The following is a 17,604-nucleotide window of genomic DNA, read 5'->3' on the forward strand; positions in this document are numbered from 1 at the left end:
GGTGGTGCGTCTATGTCGTGAAGGTCCGGTGCCCGTTTGCCCCCTGCGTGCCGGCAGAGGTGCCGTGCGCCGGGATCCCGGGGACTTCCCGCCTCGGCATCGAGATGGTTGCCCCGTTTTGTCCGGGCTGCTCGGCGTGTGCTCACGCGAACATTCGGCACCCTACCGCTCACCCGTGTCGCGTGAACTCAGTAGGATCACGCGGCGGCCTGCGCTCGCCGGACACGGGGCGGCGGGCGGAACGCCTGGGTCGGGCAAGGGAATTGGTGAGCAGTGAGCCAGATTGTCGTGAAGCGCCCGCCTAGGGCGCTGCCGTCCGAAGTGCCCGCGGAAGAGGTCATTGTCCAACCGCCGCCCGAATTGCCGCGGGGGCATCAGGAGAGCGTCCTGATGCAGCTGCTGCCCACGCTGGGCATGGGCGGTTCGGTGGTCTTCTTCTTCACGAACGGCCAGCCGTTCATGAAGATCATGGGCATGATCATGATCGCCTCGACGGTGGCCATGTCCATCGCGATGGTGGTCCGCTTCCGCCGCGGCTCCCAGGGCCAGCTGGCCGACATGCGCCGCGACTACCTGAGCTACCTGTCCCAGGCGCGCAAGTCCGCGGTGACGGCGGCGAAGGCACAGCGGGACGCGCAGTACTACCTGCACCCCTCCCCCGAGCAGCTCTGGGCGCTGGTCGCCGAGGGCAGCCGGGTCTGGGAACGGCGGCCCGGCGACGAGGACTTCGCGCACGTACGCATCGGTCTGGGCCCGCAGCCGCTGGCGACCCCGCTCGTCCCCCCGGAGACCGGCCCCGTCGAACAGCTGGAGCCGCTGACCGCGGGCGCGATGCAGCGCTTCCTCGCCGCGCACGGCACCGTCGGCGACCTGCCGATGGCGGTGTCGCTGCGCGCCTTCTACCACGTCACGGTCAGCGGCGAACCGCAGTCCGTACGGGCCTCGGCCCGCGCGCTCGTCGGCTCGCTCGCCTCCCTGCACTCCCCCGAGGACCTGATCATCGCGGTGGCCGCGGGCCGCGAGTCCCTGCCGCACTGGGAGTGGGCGAAGTGGCTGCCGCACGTGCAGGCGCCCGGTGCCGTGGACGGCGCGGGCTCGCGCCGGCTGATCGGCACCGACCCGCGCGAGCTGGAGGACCTGCTGGCCTCCCGGCTGACCGGCCGGCCGCGCTTCCACCCCGGCGCCGCGCCGCTGCTGGACGAGCCGCACATCGTGCTCGTCCTGGACGACCTGTCCCTGCTGCCGGACTCGGTGCTCGCCAACCCGGAGGGGCTGCAGGGCGTCACGGTGGTCGAGGTGGTGCCGGGCGACCTCACGACGGCGGGCGGCGACCTGTCCGTCGTCGTCCAGCCCGGCCTGCTCCGCCTGGAGTCCGGGCACGGCGAGGTGTACGAGGGCAGCCCGGACGCCCTCTCCTACGAGTCCGCCGAGGCGCTGTCCCGGCAGCTGGCGCCGCTGCGCATGGCGTCGGGCGGTGACGACGACGAACCGCTCCTGGCCAACCTGGAGTTCACCGACCTGCTGGGCCTCGGCGACGCGGCGTCCGTCGACACCAAGCGGACCTGGCGCCCCCGCGCGCTCGCGGAACGGCTGCGGGTGCCGATCGGTCTCGGCGAGGACGGCCGGCCCGTGATGCTCGACCTCAAGGAGGCCGCGCAGGAGGGCATGGGCCCGCACGGCCTGTGCGTCGGCGCGACCGGTTCCGGCAAGTCGGAGCTGCTGCGCACTCTGGTCCTGGGCCTCGCGGTCACCCACTCCTCGGAGACCCTGAACTTCGTCCTCGCGGACTTCAAGGGCGGTGCGACCTTCGCCGGCATGGCGCAGATGCCGCACGTCGCGGCCGTCATCACCAACCTCGCGGACGACCTGACCCTGGTCGACCGCATGGGCGACTCGATCCGCGGCGAGCTGAACCGCCGCCAGGAGCTGCTGCGCGACGCGGGCAACTACGCCAACATCCACGACTACGAGAAGGCACGCGCGGCGGGTGCCCCGCTGCAGCCGATCCCCTCCCTCGTCCTGGTGATCGACGAGTTCAGCGAGCTGCTGACCGCCAAGCCGGACTTCATCGAGATGTTCGTGCAGATCGGCCGTATCGGCCGTTCGCTGGGCGTGCACCTGCTGCTGGCCTCGCAGCGCCTGGAGGAGGGCCGCCTGCGGGGCCTGGAGACGTACCTCTCCTACCGGATCGGTCTGCGTACCTTCTCCGCGGCCGAGTCCCGTGCCGCGCTCGGCGTGCCCGACGCCTACGAGCTGCCGAACGTCCCCGGTTCCGGCTTCCTGAAGTACGGCACGGACGAGATGGTCCGCTTCAAGGCGGCGTACGTCTCCGGCGTGTACCGCTCGGGGCCGCAGCGCTCCCCCCTGCCCGGCGGACAGCTGCCCGTGGACCGGCGGCCGGTGCTGTTCACGGCCACCGAGGTGCCGGTGCACTACACCGCAGTCCCGCAGCAGCGCACGCAGTCCGAGCCGGAGGTGGACGAGGCGCTGGCCGACACGGTCCTGGACGTGATCGTGCGCCGGCTGGAGGCGCAGGGCCCGGCGGCGCACCAGGTGTGGCTGCCGCCGCTGGAGAGCCCGCCGTCGCTGGACGCGCTGCTGCCGGGCCTGGCGCCGGTGCAGGGCCGCGGCCTGACCCAGCCGAACTACGAGGAGGCGGGCCGCCTGGTCGTCCCGGTCGGTCTGGTCGACAAGCCGTACGAGCAGCGCCGCGACCGCCTGATGCTCGACTTCTCGGGCGCGGCGGGCCACATGCAGATCATCGGCGGCCCCCAGTCCGGCAAGTCCACGCTGCTGCGCTCCCTGATCTGCTCCTTCGCGCTCACCCACACGCCGTACGAGGTGCAGTTCTACGGCCTCGACTTCGGTGGTGGCGGTATGGCCGCGGTGGACGGCCTGCCGCACGTCGGCGGCATCGCCTCGCGCCTGGACCCGGAGCGGGTGCGCCGTACGGTCTCCGAGGTGTACGGCGTCCTGACCCGCCGCGAGGAGTACTTCCGCACGGCCGGCATCGCCTCGATCGCCGACTACCGCTCCCGGCGCGCCCGCGGCGAGATCTCGGTCACCGACCAGCCGTGGGGCGACGTCTTCCTGGTCATCGACGGCTGGGGCAACTTCCGCTCGGACTACGAGGGCCTGGAGACGGCGGTCCTGGACATCGCCGCCCGCGGCCTCGGCTACGGCGTCCACCTCGTCATCACCGCGTCGCGCTCGATGGAGGTCCGGGCGAACCTCAAGGACCACCTCATGAACCGCCTGGAGCTGCGCCTGGGTGACGTGATGGACTCGGAGATCGACCGCAAGGTGGCGGCGAACGTCCCCGCGGGCGTCCCCGGCCGCGGTCTGTCCCCGCAGAAGCTGCACTTCATGGCGGCCGTTCCGCGCATCGACGGCCTGACCTCCGACACGGACCTGGCCGAGGCCACGGCCGCGCTGACCACCGACGTCGGCCGCCACTGGCAGGCGCCGGGCGCCCCCCAGGTGCGGCTGCTGCCGCGCCAGCTGGAGGCGGTCAAGCTGCCGCCGGGCGACCGCTTCCCCCAGCGGGGCATCGCCTTCGGCCTGGACGAGGACAACCTGGAACCGGTGTTCGTCGACTTCGACCAGGACCCGTTCTTCCTCGTCTTCGGCGAGAGCGAGTCCGGCAAGTCCAACCTGCTGCGGCTGCTGATCAGGCAGCTGTCCCTGCGGTACGGCGGCGACGACGCGAAGTTCTTCGTGGTCGACAACCGCCGCGCGCTGCTGGACGTCACGCCCTCGTCCCACCTGGCCGAGTACATCCCCATGTCCAGCCAGATGGACCACCACATGGCGGCCCTGGCCGACCTCATGCAGCGCCGCACCCCGACCGCCGACGTCACCCCGCAGCAGCTGCGGGAGCGGAGCTGGTGGCGCGGCCCGCAGGTCTTCGTCGTCATCGACGACTACGACCTCGTCTCCACCTCCAGCGGCAACCCGCTGAGCGGACTCACGGAGATGCTGCCGTTCGCCCGCGACGTCGGCGTCCGCTTCATCATCGCCCGCTCCTCCGCGGGCGCGGGCCGCGCCTCCTACGAGCCGTTCATGCAGCGCATGAAGGAGCTCGGCGCCCAGGGCGTCGTCCTGGCCGGCGACCCGGCCGAGGGCGACCTCCTCGCCGGGGTCCGGCCGCGGCCGATGCCCGCCGGCCGGGGCGTCTTCGTGTCGCGCAAGCGGGGCAAGCCGCTGGTCCAGACGGGACTGGTGGACGTGGAGTACTGAGGGCGCCGGGTGACCCGGCCCGCCTGACGGACACCCTTCGGATCCGGCGGTCGTACGGCCGCCGGATCCGGTGTTCCACGGGCCCGGACGTCCCACGCGCCCGGATCGGATCGCCGGGTCAGAAGACCGGCAGGGCGTACAGGGAGCTGCCGCTCGCCACGAAGACGCGGTTGCCGGCGGCGGCGAAGGCCGCGGAGTCGTCCGTGGAGCCGAGTTTGTAGGACCAGGTCTCCCGCGCGTCCTTCTCCGTGCCCGTGGTCGTCACCGTGGGCACGGGTTCGGGGTCCAGGAACCAGACACCGTGGCCCTGGCGGACGACGGGGTGGTCGTTGCTGGTGACCGCCACCCCGGCCTCCCACCGTTTCTTCCCGCTCCGGACGTCGAACGCCATGGGGAATCCGTACCCTTGCGTGTCACAGCCCAGCGCGTACAGCACGTCGCCGTAGACGCCGGGCCGGCCCCACTCCTTCTTGCTGTGGTCGTAGTAGGCCTCCTCCGTGTACGCCCACACCTGCTTGCCGTCGGAGATGCGGCGCGCCGACAGCGTCCTGCCGTTCAGGATGACGAGGCCGTTGCGGACGGCCGGGAAGAGGTACCGCTCCTTCGCCAGATCGCGGGCCGTCCACTCCGTGCGCCCGCTTGCCGTGTTCACCGCCATGGCGTGCCCGGTGGAGGTGGTGACCACGAGCCGCCCCTGGTGGGCGGCCGGTCTGGGCAGGATCGTCGTGCGGAAGTCCTCGGGCAGCTGTGCCGTCCAGCGGACGCGGGCGTCCGAGCGGCCCACGGCACGCAGCCGGTGGTCCTTCGTGACGAGGTAGACCGCTTCCTCGTCGGCCGTCAGGAGCGTCGCGGCATCGGCTCGCGCCGTCCACTTGCGCTCCCCCGTGGCCGGGACGAAGGTGTGCAGCGTGCCGTGGTCGTCGGCGGCCACGACCAACCGGTCGGACAGCGACAGGTAACGGCACGTCATCCGCATCGCCGGAGCACTCCAGCGGCGCTTGCCGTCGACGACGTCCAGAGCCACCACCCCGCGCACGGGGTGCCCGGTGATCACGACGTCCCGTACCGGCAACGGCGCCGGGGACTTGGGGCTCGTCACGTCGTTCACCTCCCACAGCGGCTTGGGAGAGCCCCCGACGATGTAGTCACCCTGGTCGGCGGAGAGGAGACGTTCCGCCGGTGTCCGGGCGGCGGGCGGGTAGTCGAACGGGCCCTTCCGTCGCCCCTCGCTCCCGCCGCCACGCAGCAGCCACCAGCCCGTCCCGGTACCGCCCGCCGCGAGCACGGCCCCCCCGGCCGCGAAGCCGGTCAGGACGCGGCGCCGGCTCGGCCTCTCGGTCTCCGCCGTGGGCAGCAGCGGAGCGCTGAGATTCCGTATCTCACGCTCCCGCTCCCTGATCGCCTCGGTGACGGGCCCGCGCCTCCACGCCACGCCCGCCTTCCTGGGTGGGGCGAAGGCGGCGGCGATCTGCTCGGGGCTGGGCCGTGCCGCCGCGTCCTTCGCCAGGCAGGGCGCGATCAGCGCGTACTGCTCGGGTGACAGGCCCTGCCAGCGTGGCTCGCCGTGGACGACCTCGTACTGGACGGCGGCCACATGTGCGCCCTCGAACGCACGGTGACCGGTGGCCGCGTGGACGAGGACGGCGCCGAGGGAGAAGACGTCGGCTGCCGGGGTGACCCGGTGCCCGAGCACCTGTTCCGGCGCGCCGTACCCGGGAGTGACCGGGATCTGCCCGGTGGTGGTGAGTGTCAGCCCGTGCTCGGGGCGAGCGATACCGAAGTCGATGACCCGCGGGCCGTCCGAGGTGATCACGATGTTCGGCGGCTTGAGGTCGCGGTGGACGAAGCCGGAGGCGTGGATGTCGCGCAGCGTGCGGGCCACGGAGGCGGCCAGGGCGCGCAGGCTCGCGTCGTCCAGCGGGCCGTACCGCTCGATGACCTGGTCCAGGGTCGGCCCGGCGAGGAACTCGGTGGCGATCCACGGCCGGCCGCCCTCGGTCTGCGCACCCAGCACCGCGGCGACACCCGGGCTCCGCACGGCCTGAGCCGCCAGCGCCTCGCGCACGAACCGCTGGGCGAGACCGGTGTCCTGGGAGAGTTCCGGCCGGAGCACCTTCACCGCGGCGACGGCGCCCGTGTGGTCCTGGCCGACATAGACCTTGCCCATGCCGCCCTCGCCCAGCACACCGAGCAGCCGGTACGGGCCCAGACGGATCGGGTCACCGGTCCCGAGGGGTCTCATCGCGGATCTCTTTCTCTTGTCGCCACACGCTTCCCACCGCGCACCGGGCGGCTCACTGCAGGGGGAAGGCGGCGAGGAACCTGCCGCCCAGCGCGATGACGTGTGCGGATGCCTCGTGGGCGATGAACACCTCGCCCGTGGTCCTGAACGACCGGACCGGGGCACCGGTGGAATTCCAGGCGATGGCCCACAGCTCCGATCCACGCTTGTTGTACATGTACTTGGGGCCGATCACCGGTGGGTCGGTGACGTCGGCCGCGGCTCCCTGCCCGCCCCGCTCCTCCCACATGACGGCGCCGCCCGTACCGGACAAGCCGACGAGCCCGTGCCCCTTGCGGGCCGCGTACACGAAGTCGTCCTTCACCACCGGCGGGCCGTACGTCGCCCCCGGGTGCTCCGACGCGGTGTCCCAGGCGACCTCGCCGTCGCTGAGCCGCAGGGCGCGCAGCGGCCCGCAGCCGACGTACAGATGGTCCTCGTCGACGGCCGGCGGCCGGCGGACCAGGTCCGGTCGGACACCGTCGAGCGGCCGGTCCCAGCGGACGGCGCCCGAGCGGGTGTCGCGGGCGACCGCCCGCACGGTGCCGTCGTTCGCCTCCTGGAGGGTCACCAGCCGGCCTCCGGCGACCGCGGCGCCGAGGAAGTACAGCCGCCTGGAGCCCTCGCGCCGGGCGGGCAGCGTGGTCGTCCACAGGCGCTTGCCGGAGGAGATGTCGACGGCGAACAGGTACCAGGTCTGCGAGGCGAGGAAGCCGTCGATGGAGTACGTGCCGCGGCCGGCTGCCACATAGGCGACACCGTCCGCGGTGCACACCAGCTGGTTCTGGTCGAGGACACCGTTGACGTCGGTGAACTCCGCGAACGGTTCCGCCGCCTTGCCGGTGGCCAGGTCGACGGACGCGAGCAGCAGCGGGAACCCGCCCGGTTTGCCGGCGTTGTGCGCGGAGCCGTCCGCCTGCACCAGCCGGATGAGGCGTTCGCCGTCGGTGGCCACCTGCCAGGTGTTCTCCATCCGGTCCGAGGCGAACCGGATGTGCCCGGTCTCGGCGACGATGCCGCCCAGGCCCTTGCCCGCCACCAGCACCACCAGGTCACCGACGACAAGGGGGCGCGCCGGGACCGTGTCGTCGGGCGGACCGGCGACCTGGATCTGCCAGACGGAGTCGAGCTTCTTCCTCGGCAGCCGGCCGCTGCCGGACCCGGTGGGCCGCGGCGCGGGCCCCGTACCGGCCCGCGCGCTCCAGGCCCAGGCCGCGGCCCCGGCGCCCGCGACGGCCAGAGCGGCCCCGCCGAAGACCAGCAGCCGCCGGCGGGAAGGGCGTGCGACGGCGGTCGGCGCGGCCGTGTGCTCCTCCTCCGGCGGACGCGGCAGCCGCCGCGGTGTGATCTGCCAGACCTCGCTCGCGCGCCGGGCGATGTCGGCCAGCAACACGTCCGGCAGATGGTCGGCGAACTCCCCGGTGCCGTCGTGCAGTCGAGCGGCGAGCCAGTCGGTCGTCGGCCGCCGGAAGGGGTTCTTGTCCAGGCACTGCGCGAGGACGGGCACCAGGCTGTCGGGTACGCCGGTCAGGTCGGGCTCGGCGTACTGCACCCGGTAGATCAGGTCCGCCGCCTGCCCGTGGCCGAACGGCGGACGCCCGGTGGCGGCGAAGACGAGCAGGCCGGCGAGGGCGAACACGTCACCCGCCGCCGAGTGCTCCTGCCCGCCCGCCTGTTCCGGCGACATGAAGGCGGGAGTGCCGACCGCGACCCCGATCCGGGTGAGGTGCGCGTCGCCGGCGGCGCGGGCGATGCCGAAGTCGATGACCTTCGGGCCGTAGGCGGTGACGAGGACGTTGGAGGGCTTGAGGTCGCGGTGGACGACGTCCGAGGCGTGCAACTGCCCCAGCGCCCCGCACAGCGCCGCGCCGAGCGCCCGTACGGAGGCTTCGGGCAGCGGGCCGCACAGGTCGACGGCCTCGTCGAGGGGCGGCCCGAGCACGTACTCGGTGGCGAACCAGGGCGTCTCGGCCCGCGGATCCGCGTCCACGACCCCGGCGCCGAAGCGCTCGCCCACCACCCGGGCCGCGTCGGTCTCCAGCCGGAAGCGGCTGCGGGAGGCCGGGTCGGAGGCGATGTGGGCGTGCATCGTCTTGAGCGCGACGGTACGGCCGCCCGCGGTACGGGCCAGGTAGACGGTGCCCATACCGCCGCTGCCGAGGCGGGCGACGAGCCGGTACGGGCCGATCGTCTCCGGGTCGTCGTGAGTCAGGGGGGAGGACATGGCGCTCGTCAGTTCGGCTGAGGGACGGGAGGGGTGACCGGCGCGGCTGCGCCCTCGACGGGGATCTCCGCCGTGAGAACGGCCGCCGACTGGTGCGCGAGGGCGGCGATCACCCGTCCGGGGAGCCAGCCGGGGGCGAGGAGCGTGGCGGAGCCCGACGGGTCACCGCCGGCCAGCGCGTCGGCCAGCTCGGCGAGTGAGGGGCGAGCACCGGGGTCGCGGGTGAGGCACCGGCTGAGGGCGGTACGGAACGCGGCCGGGAGTTCGTCCCGCTCCGGGGCCGTGTGGCCGGTGGCGGCGTACGCGAGCGTCGCTCCGAGGGCGTACACGTCGCCCAGGGGCCGCGGGCGCCCGCCGGAGGCCTGCTCCGGCGGCAGGCTGCCGGGCTCCAGGCCGGGCAGCCCGGACCGGGGCGTGCCGTCCGGGGCGGCGGCTCGTACGGCGCCGTAGCAGGTGAGGCGGGGGCCGTCGGCCGCGAGCAGGACGGCCGCGGGAGACACACCGGCGAAGGTCAGGCCCTGCCCGTGCAGGACGGCCAGGGTCTCGGCGAGGGCCGTGCCGAGCGCGCGTACCGTCCGTTCGGGCAGCGGACCGCCGTGCACGGCGAGGGCGGTCGGAAGCGGGAGGACGGGCAGGTAGGGCCGGGCGTACCAGGCGGGCCGGTCGGAGGCAGCGAGGGCGGTGGCCGGCGCCGCGCACGGGCCCAGGAGATACCGGGAGCCGTCGGCCTCCGCGAGGAAACGCCGGGGGTCACCGCCCGGGTGCGGGAGGGAGAGCAGTACGGTGTGCCGGCCGTCGACGCTGCGGGCGATGTACCGGCGCTCGGGGACGGGGATCCTGGTCCGCGGGTCGTCCAGCGCGGTGATGACGCGGTACGGGCCCACCTGCCGCCGTGACGCGGTGGCCCGGTCCGGCTCTCCCCCGGCGGCCACGCCCGTGGCGCCCTCGTTGGCCTGCATTCCCTGTCCTGGTGTGTCCGTCTCGCTGAGGTCGCCCGGCACGACAGGGGGTGGGCACCTCCCGTGCGTGCCCACCCGCCGTCGTGATGTGCCGGTCGTCCGGCCGCTTACATGAAGTAGCTGGCGGCCTTCCGGTCGCCGCCCTGGTAGTCACCGCCGGCCGCGTGCACGACCCGGCCGATGGCCTTGAGGGCCTCGTGGATGCCGTTGGCCTCACGGTCCCAGGCGGCCTGCTGCTCGGTGTACGTGTTGTGGGCCTCGCCCTCCCACATGCTGGCGACGCCGGCGACCTTCCGCTTGATGGCCTCCAGGCTCTCCTCCAGCCGCTGCGCGTGGTTGGCCAGCTGGGTGGCGGTGTCGTCGAGGCTGCCGTAAGTGACTTCCAGCTCGCCGCTGTTGTTGACGCTCATGGTTGCTCCGTTGCTGAGAGGTTGTGGCCTGGGTGGATCAGTAGCTGGACAGCGCCGAGTGCGACCCGCCGAGGTCGACGTCGATGCTCTGGACCTGCGAGCGGATCTCGTCTTCCGTGCCGTCCTTGATCTTCCGGGTGTTGCTCATGGCCTCGATGAACTTGGTGAGGATGTTCCCGATCTTGACCATGCGCTCGTTGATCTCGGTCTGCTTGGCGTTGAACGCGCCGGCACCGATGCCCTTCCAGTGGCCCTCAAGGCTGTCGATGATGGCCTGCAGCTCCTTGAGCTGGCCCTTGATGCCCTCGAAACGGTGCAGAAGCTCCTTTTCGAGGACGATGATGTCCTTGTCGCTTACCTTCTGGCGCTGCGTCGCCATTTTCGTGCCCTTCTTTTGTGAACTGACCTTGCCGGGCGCTGCACTCAGGCTTCAGCGCGGGTGGCAAGCGGACTTCTGCCCACTCGGTGGGTGAGCAGGTAGGCGGGAGACCGCTCAGGCGTTACGGCGTGCGCGCAGCACGGCGAAGCCGGCGCCTCCGATGATGAGTACGGCTGCCGCGGCGCCGATGATCACCCAGGTCTGGGTGCTGCTGCCGGAGGTGGTGTCCTTGGCGGCGGCGGAGGTGGACCCGTTGCCGGAACCGGCCTTCTCACCCGGCTTCACCGACGCTCCCTCGGAGGGCGCGGCCGAGGACTTCCCACCGGCCGAGGACTTCCCACCGGCCGTGATGTCCTCGTCCGGGTCCGCTCCGTTCTCGGCGGCGAGGGGGTCCCTGTTGGCCGGTCCCGGATCGATGTTCTTGGCGATCAGCACTCGGCGCGGACGGATGATGCCGTAGCCGAGGTACTTGCTGGGCTTGTTCTTGGCCCAGGTACGGCCGGCGGTGTCGATGAAGGAACGGAGAACCTGGTTGGCCGTCCAGTCGGGGTGGGCGGACCAGACCAGGGCTGCGGAGGCTGAGGCTATGGCGGAGGCGAAGCTGGTGCCGTACTGAGTGCAGTACTTCGTCAAGGTCTTGTCGCAGTAGCCCTGGACGTCGAGGCCCGGCGCTGCGAGGTCGACCTGGTTCCCGTAGGAGGAGAAATTACCGACGGTTCCGGTCTTGTCAATGGCCCCGACGCCGATGGCATACGGGTCCATGGACGGATAGTTCCGCTTGTTTCCCCTGTCTCCGGTGTTACCCGTGGACGCGAAGAGCAGCTTTCCCTTGGAAGCGGCGTACTTGAGAGCCTCCTCTTCCTCCTCTGCGTAGTACTCGCTTCCGTAGGACATGTTGATGATCTTGGCGTCACTGTCGGCAGCAGCCCTGATGGCCTCGGCAGAGGTGAGGGATTTCGCCCGCTCGTCCTCATCCTTGAGCTGGTCAAGACCCACCCGAATGGGGATGATCTTCGCCTCGGGAGCCAGGCCCTTGATGCCGCCACCGGCTCCTGTACCGGCGATTACTTCGGCAATCGAGGTGCCGTGGCCGTCATAATCCTGGGTGACGTGGTATTTAGCGGCTTTGGGTACCTCGTCGACAAGCACCTGACCCTTGAGAGAAGGCGTGTCCGGGTTCACTCCGGTATCGATGACAGCGACCTTCACCCCCTTGCCGGTGCTGTACTTCCATATCTCCTTGGCGCCCATCGCGTCGAGATACCACTGCTTGGACTGAACGCCGTCCGCGGCCACGGCCCCGGGGGCAAGTCCTGCCGATGCGATGGCCAGCGCGCCCAGTACCGAGCAGACAGCAGACAGCCGTCTCGCGTTGCGCCTCATCAGGAGGGCAGTCCTCGTACCGCGCCGGCCGGTCCCTGGCTTCATGCCTGTGTACGTCCTCGCTCGTTCAGTCGCTCTTCTGGGGCTCGTCACGCCGCTGCTGCGACGGGCGCTGCTGGCGTGTCTCGGCAGTCCCACCAGCGCGTCCGCCCACCGTTCCGCGGCCGAGTCCCTTGGATCCTGCCTCGGAGTTGAGCGGGGAACCAGCAGTGTTGCGAGGCGCGCCGATCACGCCCTCCGGGTTGCTCGCCGAGCGCAGAACCGCCTGACCCGCACCGGGTTCCGCCTTCGCCGTAGGGGCACCCACCACGCCTCGCTGGCCCAGGGCGCCCTTCGCGGGCGTGGCGGAGGACGGTTCCTCGGCGCCGACGACCATGCCGCGCGGCACGCGAGGGTTGGCCGTCCCTCCGGAGCCAGGGCCCGTAACGGGCTTCCCGCCCACGACACCGTTACGCGCCGAAGCGGTGGGACCAGTCACTCCCGTACGCCCGCCGGGCGTGTTGGTCGTCCTCGGCGTTCCGCCGGTGACAGGACGCCCCACCGGCGCACGGCCGGACTGGACGGGACCCCGCGCACCCGGCTGACCGGCCGGGGTCGCACGGCCCGTGGCACGCGCGGGCGGCTGTCCCATCGGGCCCTGCGGCACTCGACCGCCGGCGACGGAACGCCCTGCCTGCCCGATCGGACCCTGCGGCACGCGGCCACCGGCGACGGGGCGACCCGGCTGGCCGGTCGGCCCCTGCGGCGCTCGACCGCCGGCGGTACCCGACGGACCGGTGCGCCCCTGTGCCGAGACCGGCAACCGGCCGCTCGGGCCGTAGCCGGGGGTACGACCGGTGGTCGGCACGACGGGAGGCGTCATCGGCCCCGTGGGCAGCGGGGGCATCGGGCCGCCACCGCTGGTGGTCGGCAGAGTCGGCGTCGGCGAGTTGGGTGGTGTCGTGGGCGCCTGGGGCGGCAGCGTGGATGTGGTGTTGATCTCTGTGCCGACCTCGTGGCCGGAAGGTGCGCCGGGCTCGTGGGCCTCTTTCAGGGGCGGTACGTGACCACCGCCCCCTGTCGTGCTGGAGGTAGCCGACTCGGCGTGGCCTCCGGTCGCGCTTCCGTGGCCCCTCACCACACCCTGCCGCATGGAGGAAGGTGTGGACGCTCCCGAGCCGCCCTGCCCCCATCCTCTTTCACGCCCCGACGGCTGGGGCACCCCCAAATCCGGAATAGGCGTGTACGGCTTCGGGTCGGTCTCCATCGCCATGCCCAACGCGGTCGCGGACACCGAGTAGAACGACGCCAACCGGTTCATCTGGTTGATCGCCTCTTGCCGGTTCTTCTCGACCTTCAGCGCGACGGCGTAGTCAGGGTCGCCGTCGACCTGCTTGGACTTGGGCAGGTCCTCGGGGTGCTTCTGCTCGTGCGCGGGCCGGGGGTCCCGTTCCTTCGGCATGGAGTTGCGCACCGAGGCCAGCCCCGTGGCGGCGGCGGAGATCTCGGTGGCGGCGACGTCGGCGAAGGTCGCGAGTCCCTTGGTCCAGTCGATCAGACCTTTGGTCCAGGTGTGGAACTGCTCCGCGCCGTCGCCCTCCCAGTCGACGCCCTTGAGATTGGTCTCCAGGTCCGTCGCCGCGTCGTGGATGGCCGTACGGGCGTCCCACAGGGCCTTGCTGGCCGTCTCCAGGTGCTCGGGGTTGGAGTGGTGGACCAGGTCGAGCATCTCGTTGAGCTTGTGGCCCTCGAAGTCGGTCCGGCCCGCGGACAGGGCCGCCCCCATCGGCGTGCCCCTGAACCCGTTCTGCAGACGGCTGAGCGTGTTGACGAAGCCGACCTGGCGGTTGGCCTGCTCCACGTCGGCCTTGTACTCGGGCTTCTGCTGCCAGTTGTCAGTCAATGGAACCCGCCCCCGCGGACTTGTCGTCGCCGCCGTGCTCAGCAGCCTTGGCAGGCTTGTGGTCGGCGTGCTCACCCTTCGACTGTGTCGCCTCGTGATGCTGCTCGGCGAGGTGCGAGCGGATCTGCCAGAACCGGCGCCGCACCTCGTCCTCCGTGCTGTCGTACGTGACATCGGCGGCGTGCGCCGCGAGCGTCAGCGCCTCGATCTGCATACCCAGGTTCTGCGACAGCGTGGTGAGGCGTTCGTGCACCTGCTCGTACTTGCCGTGCAACTCGGTCGCCTCGTGGAAAGGAATGTTCGAGCCGCTGAACGAACTGGCGCTGAGCTTGTGTTCCGCCAGCCTGGAAGGGCTGCCAGGAGCACCCTCGAAGGCCGTCAGCGCTTTGTCCACCGCCGTCTTGAACTTCGCCAGCGCATCGATACCGCGCCGCATGCCCGAGCCGCCACCGCCGCTCACCGCGACCCCTTCCCCGTTTCCCCGTTGGTAGAGCCAGAGAGACCGGGCAGCACAGGTCGTACCCCCGATCTATCGCCAACCACTGTAGTCACTGCGCACATGGCGGCCAACTGAACTCTGCGACGGTTCAGTTGCAATGGTGTCCCGAAGTGACCGACTCACGACCACCCAAGAACGGCAATACGGTCAATAGTGACAGAAGCAGTCAGGCATCTGCGCAGAAGCTTCACATGAGAGGGGGCGAAGGAGCGCTGGAGGCAGCTCAGGGCGGCGCTTTGCAACCACAAAAGCTCACCCTGCGGTGCCGACCCGGCATTGCCGAACAGTTCGGGCTGACACCGGCCGTGGTGCACCTCCCCTGAATATTCACGCCCGACACAACGCACATAGTGGACATGGTGCAAATTTTCCTCAGCAGCGGTTGCTAGCTTGAGCCGGCAGCGGAGTAACCACGGGGGAAGGGGCCCTTCCATGGCATGGGACGAATGGGAGCACTTGAAGGCGCAGGCTGCCGGGGGGCAGTCGGCACACATGCAGCTCAACCATGTCGACGGGGGCGGCGGCACCTACGGCCCCTACGTCCTGCCCGGCAAGACCGGTGACCTCAAGGTGGGCCACGGCGACCTGGTGAAGATCGGCAGCGCCGCCCACCACCTGTACGACCAGCTCTGGAACAAGGCCCGCGTGGCGACCCCCAGCAGCGACAGCGCGGCCGGCGACCTCTCCCAGCAGGGCTTCGCCCTCGGCGCCGGGTTGCAGCACGTCTCGAACCGCTGGGAGGAGCAGTTGAAGTCCCTGATGGACGCCTGCGCCCAGATCTCCAACCACATGCAGGTCACCAAGTCCGTGCACCAGAACGACGAGAACTACATCCAGCGGCAGATGAGCAGCATCGACGCACTGGACGACGGGTTCGACGAACGGGTGGGGGCGCCGGGCAAGAAGAACTCCGTCTACGGCGAGAAGAGCAAGGGCGACAAGAAGGACTAGCGGCGTCGGGCTGCTGACGACGTAGACGACCGCGCCATCCGGCACCGCACCCCTGGGACGATCACCAATGGACTTCAACGCCCTGTACCACGCCAACTTCAAGCTGCTCGACGACGCCGTCACCGACTGGTCGACGCTCGCGAAACACCTCGAAGACCTGAAGAAGGACGCGGAGGACGGCCTGCACAAGGCTGCGCTCAAGGCCAACTGGGCGGGGGTGAACGCGCAGGTCTCCAGGGAGTTCATCGGCAAGACGGCCGGCGAGTTCGGCGACGCCCACACGCAGGCGACCTCGATCCGCAACATCCTGCGTGACACCCGGAACGAGCTGAAGAACTACCACCAGCAGTTGACCGACGCCGTCTCGCGCGGGCAGAAGAAGCACCTGACCGTCACGGACACCGGCAAGGGCGGCTTCACGGTCATGGGCAACACCCGACCGGACTGGGCCTCCGACCCGAGTGGCAAGACCAGCGCCACCAACCAGAAGGACGTCGACGACCTCCGGGACGAGATCCAGGGCATCCTCAGCAAGGCCACGGAGAGCGACAACACGGCCAAGACCGTGCTGATGGCGCTCGTCGACCAGACGAAGATGGGGTTCTCGGACGCCAGCTACAAGGACCGGGACGCCGCGGCGGAAGCCGTCGAGAAGGCCGACGAGCTGGCGAAGCTCGCCAAGAAGGATCCCTCCGAGCTGTCGGTCGCGGACTTCGACAAGATCAATGACGGCCTGAAGAAGTACGCGAACGACCCGCTGTTCTCCGAGCGCTTCGCCACCGGCCTTGGACCGCAGAAGGCCCTGGAGTTCTGGACCGGGATCAGCGATCCCCACAGCGGCAACTACGAGCTGGGGCAGAAGCGTCTCGACCAGTTCGACGACCTCCAGCGCAACCTGGGTCTGACGCTGGCCCACGCCACGCAGAGCGATTCCACGGCGATGGCCGAGTGGAAGCGCAAGATGATCGACATCGGCGACCAGCCGATCCACGGCGACCGGGGCGGCCCCATGGGCTTCCAGGTCATGAGCAACCTCATGCGGACCGGGGACTACGACGACCAGTTCCTGAAGGACTACGGCACCCAGCTCATGGCCACCGAGCGGAAGCTCACGGGCAACGGCGACCACGAGAACACCATGTGGCGACTCACGGGCGCGAGTTCCTGGCTGAACCGGATCGGCGACGACAGCGGCAACGATCCCCTCACCGGCTACCTCAAGGGGCTGTCCAACAGCCCCGACGCGGCCACCGACTTCCTCAACGAGCAGTACATCTCCAAGGACGACCCGGACAACCCCTTCGAGCGGGACACCGACGGCAACGGCAAGAAGGGCAAGGTGTCCCTGTCCAACTTCCAGTACCTGTTCGAGGAGCGGGACTGGCCCAAGGAGACGGACGCCCACGGCGAGGACCTGGTCACCGGCCAGAACAACCTGGCCCTGGCCCTGGAGGCCGCCACGACCGGGCACCCGGCCGGCGAGATGCCCACGGTGGACACCCCTCCCCACAACGCGGGCCAGGCGAAGCTCGTCGAGAGCCTCTTCCGTTCGGTGTCGGAGAGCCCGGACCGGCTCACCGGCCACAGCTACATGTCGGACAGCATGGGGCAGATCGCTGCCGAGTACATGCCCGACATCCATCGTGAGCTGCACGCAGGCGGCTCCGGCGAGAAGACGCTCTTCCCCGTGGCGGGCACGGCGGCCAATCTCAACGAGCGGGACATCACGAGGTTCCTGTACGCGGTCGGCCAGAATCCCGAGGGTTACGCCGCGGTCAGCCTCGGTCAGCACAGCTACACGACGCAGTTGATGCAGTACCACTTCGAGCATCCTTCGGCGTACGTCGGGGATCCCGCCTTCTCCGAGGCCGAGAACCTCAAGCAGGGAACCGAACAGATCGCTCGTAAAGCGGGCGAGATCGAGGGCATCATCGGCGCCGGCCGCGCCTATCAGGGCGAACTGGAGGGCGGTGCGAAGGACGCCGAATACAACGCCGCCATCGAGAGCGCCGGGAGCTGGGGCGGTACGGCCATCGGCATCGGCATCGGTATGGCCACGGAACCGATGACCGGCCCCGGCGGTGCCATCATCGGTGACGTGGCCGGTACGGCGGCCGACGAAATCATCGGCAAGATCACCGAAGGAGCCATGCGGGACAGCTCCGGCGAGATCATCTACCGCAACGGCGAGAAGTTCGAGGACACTTCCGATTCGACCTACAAGCTGGTCGAACTCGCGGCCAGGAAGGCGGGCGAGAATTCCGGCCACCGCTACCCGCTGATCGAGGCTTCCGTGGCCACAGCGGCGGAGGACGGATTCGACACCGCCGGGACCAAGGTGCACAAGTACCTTGACGGGGAGGGAATTCCCCGGCAACTCGACACGGAAGACTGAGA

At 70.5% G+C, this 17,604-nt stretch carries 11 protein-coding genes; 3 read left to right on the forward strand and 8 right to left on the reverse strand.

Annotated elements, in window-relative coordinates; translation table 11 throughout:
* The first annotated feature begins 273 nt into the window (after positions 1-273).
* A complete protein-coding gene (gene eccCa, locus IEZ20_RS28890; protein ID WP_189304078.1) occupies positions 274-4,239 on the forward strand; it encodes a type VII secretion protein EccCa in 3,966 nt (1,321 codons plus the stop codon).
* A gap of 118 nt (positions 4,240-4,357) precedes the next feature.
* Here the strand turns inward: eccCa and IEZ20_RS28895 are convergent, their stop codons facing one another.
* From IEZ20_RS28895 to IEZ20_RS28930, 8 genes are all read right to left on the reverse strand, one after another.
* A complete protein-coding gene (locus IEZ20_RS28895; RefSeq protein ID WP_189304080.1) occupies positions 4,358-6,481 on the reverse strand; it encodes a serine/threonine-protein kinase in 2,124 nt (707 codons plus the stop codon).
* Between the two features lie 52 nt (positions 6,482-6,533).
* Positions 6,534-8,744, reverse strand: coding sequence for a serine/threonine-protein kinase (locus tag IEZ20_RS28900; RefSeq protein WP_189304082.1), 2,211 nt, complete (start codon positions 8,742-8,744; stop codon positions 6,534-6,536).
* Between the two features lie 8 nt (positions 8,745-8,752).
* Complete coding sequence (locus IEZ20_RS28905; RefSeq protein ID WP_189304084.1) at positions 8,753-9,703, reverse strand: protein kinase family protein; 951 nt, start codon at positions 9,701-9,703, stop codon at positions 8,753-8,755.
* Positions 9,704-9,810: 107 nt separating this feature from the next.
* Entirely contained in the window at positions 9,811-10,113 is a 303-nt protein-coding gene (locus IEZ20_RS28910; protein ID WP_189304086.1) for a WXG100 family type VII secretion target, read from the reverse strand.
* Between the two features lie 37 nt (positions 10,114-10,150).
* Complete coding sequence (locus IEZ20_RS28915; RefSeq protein WP_189304088.1) at positions 10,151-10,492, reverse strand: WXG100 family type VII secretion target; 342 nt, start codon at positions 10,490-10,492, stop codon at positions 10,151-10,153.
* Between the two features lie 114 nt (positions 10,493-10,606).
* Positions 10,607-11,875 (reverse strand): S8 family serine peptidase, encoded by a 1,269-nt coding sequence (locus IEZ20_RS28920; protein WP_373303986.1) that lies wholly within the window; start codon positions 11,873-11,875, stop codon positions 10,607-10,609.
* Positions 11,876-11,942: 67 nt separating this feature from the next.
* Entirely contained in the window at positions 11,943-13,757 is a 1,815-nt protein-coding gene (locus IEZ20_RS28925) for a WXG100 family type VII secretion target (protein WP_189304090.1), read from the reverse strand.
* Positions 13,750-14,217, reverse strand: coding sequence for a DUF2563 family protein (locus tag IEZ20_RS28930; protein ID WP_229896297.1), 468 nt, complete (start codon positions 14,215-14,217; stop codon positions 13,750-13,752). Before IEZ20_RS28930 ends, IEZ20_RS28925 begins: the two co-directional genes overlap by 8 nt.
* Before the next feature lie 471 nt (positions 14,218-14,688).
* On the opposite strand from IEZ20_RS28930, the gene IEZ20_RS28935 reads away from it, so the two are divergent.
* Positions 14,689-15,207, forward strand: coding sequence for a hypothetical protein (locus tag IEZ20_RS28935; protein WP_189304092.1), 519 nt, complete (start codon positions 14,689-14,691; stop codon positions 15,205-15,207).
* 67 nt (positions 15,208-15,274) lie between these two features.
* Positions 15,275-17,602 (forward strand): DUF6571 family protein, encoded by a 2,328-nt coding sequence (locus IEZ20_RS28940; protein WP_189304094.1) that lies wholly within the window; start codon positions 15,275-15,277, stop codon positions 17,600-17,602.
* Positions 17,603-17,604 lie beyond the last annotated feature (2 nt).

Source organism: Streptomyces cinerochromogenes (assembly GCF_014648635.1).
GTDB lineage: Bacteria > Actinomycetota > Actinomycetes > Streptomycetales > Streptomycetaceae > Streptomyces > Streptomyces cinerochromogenes.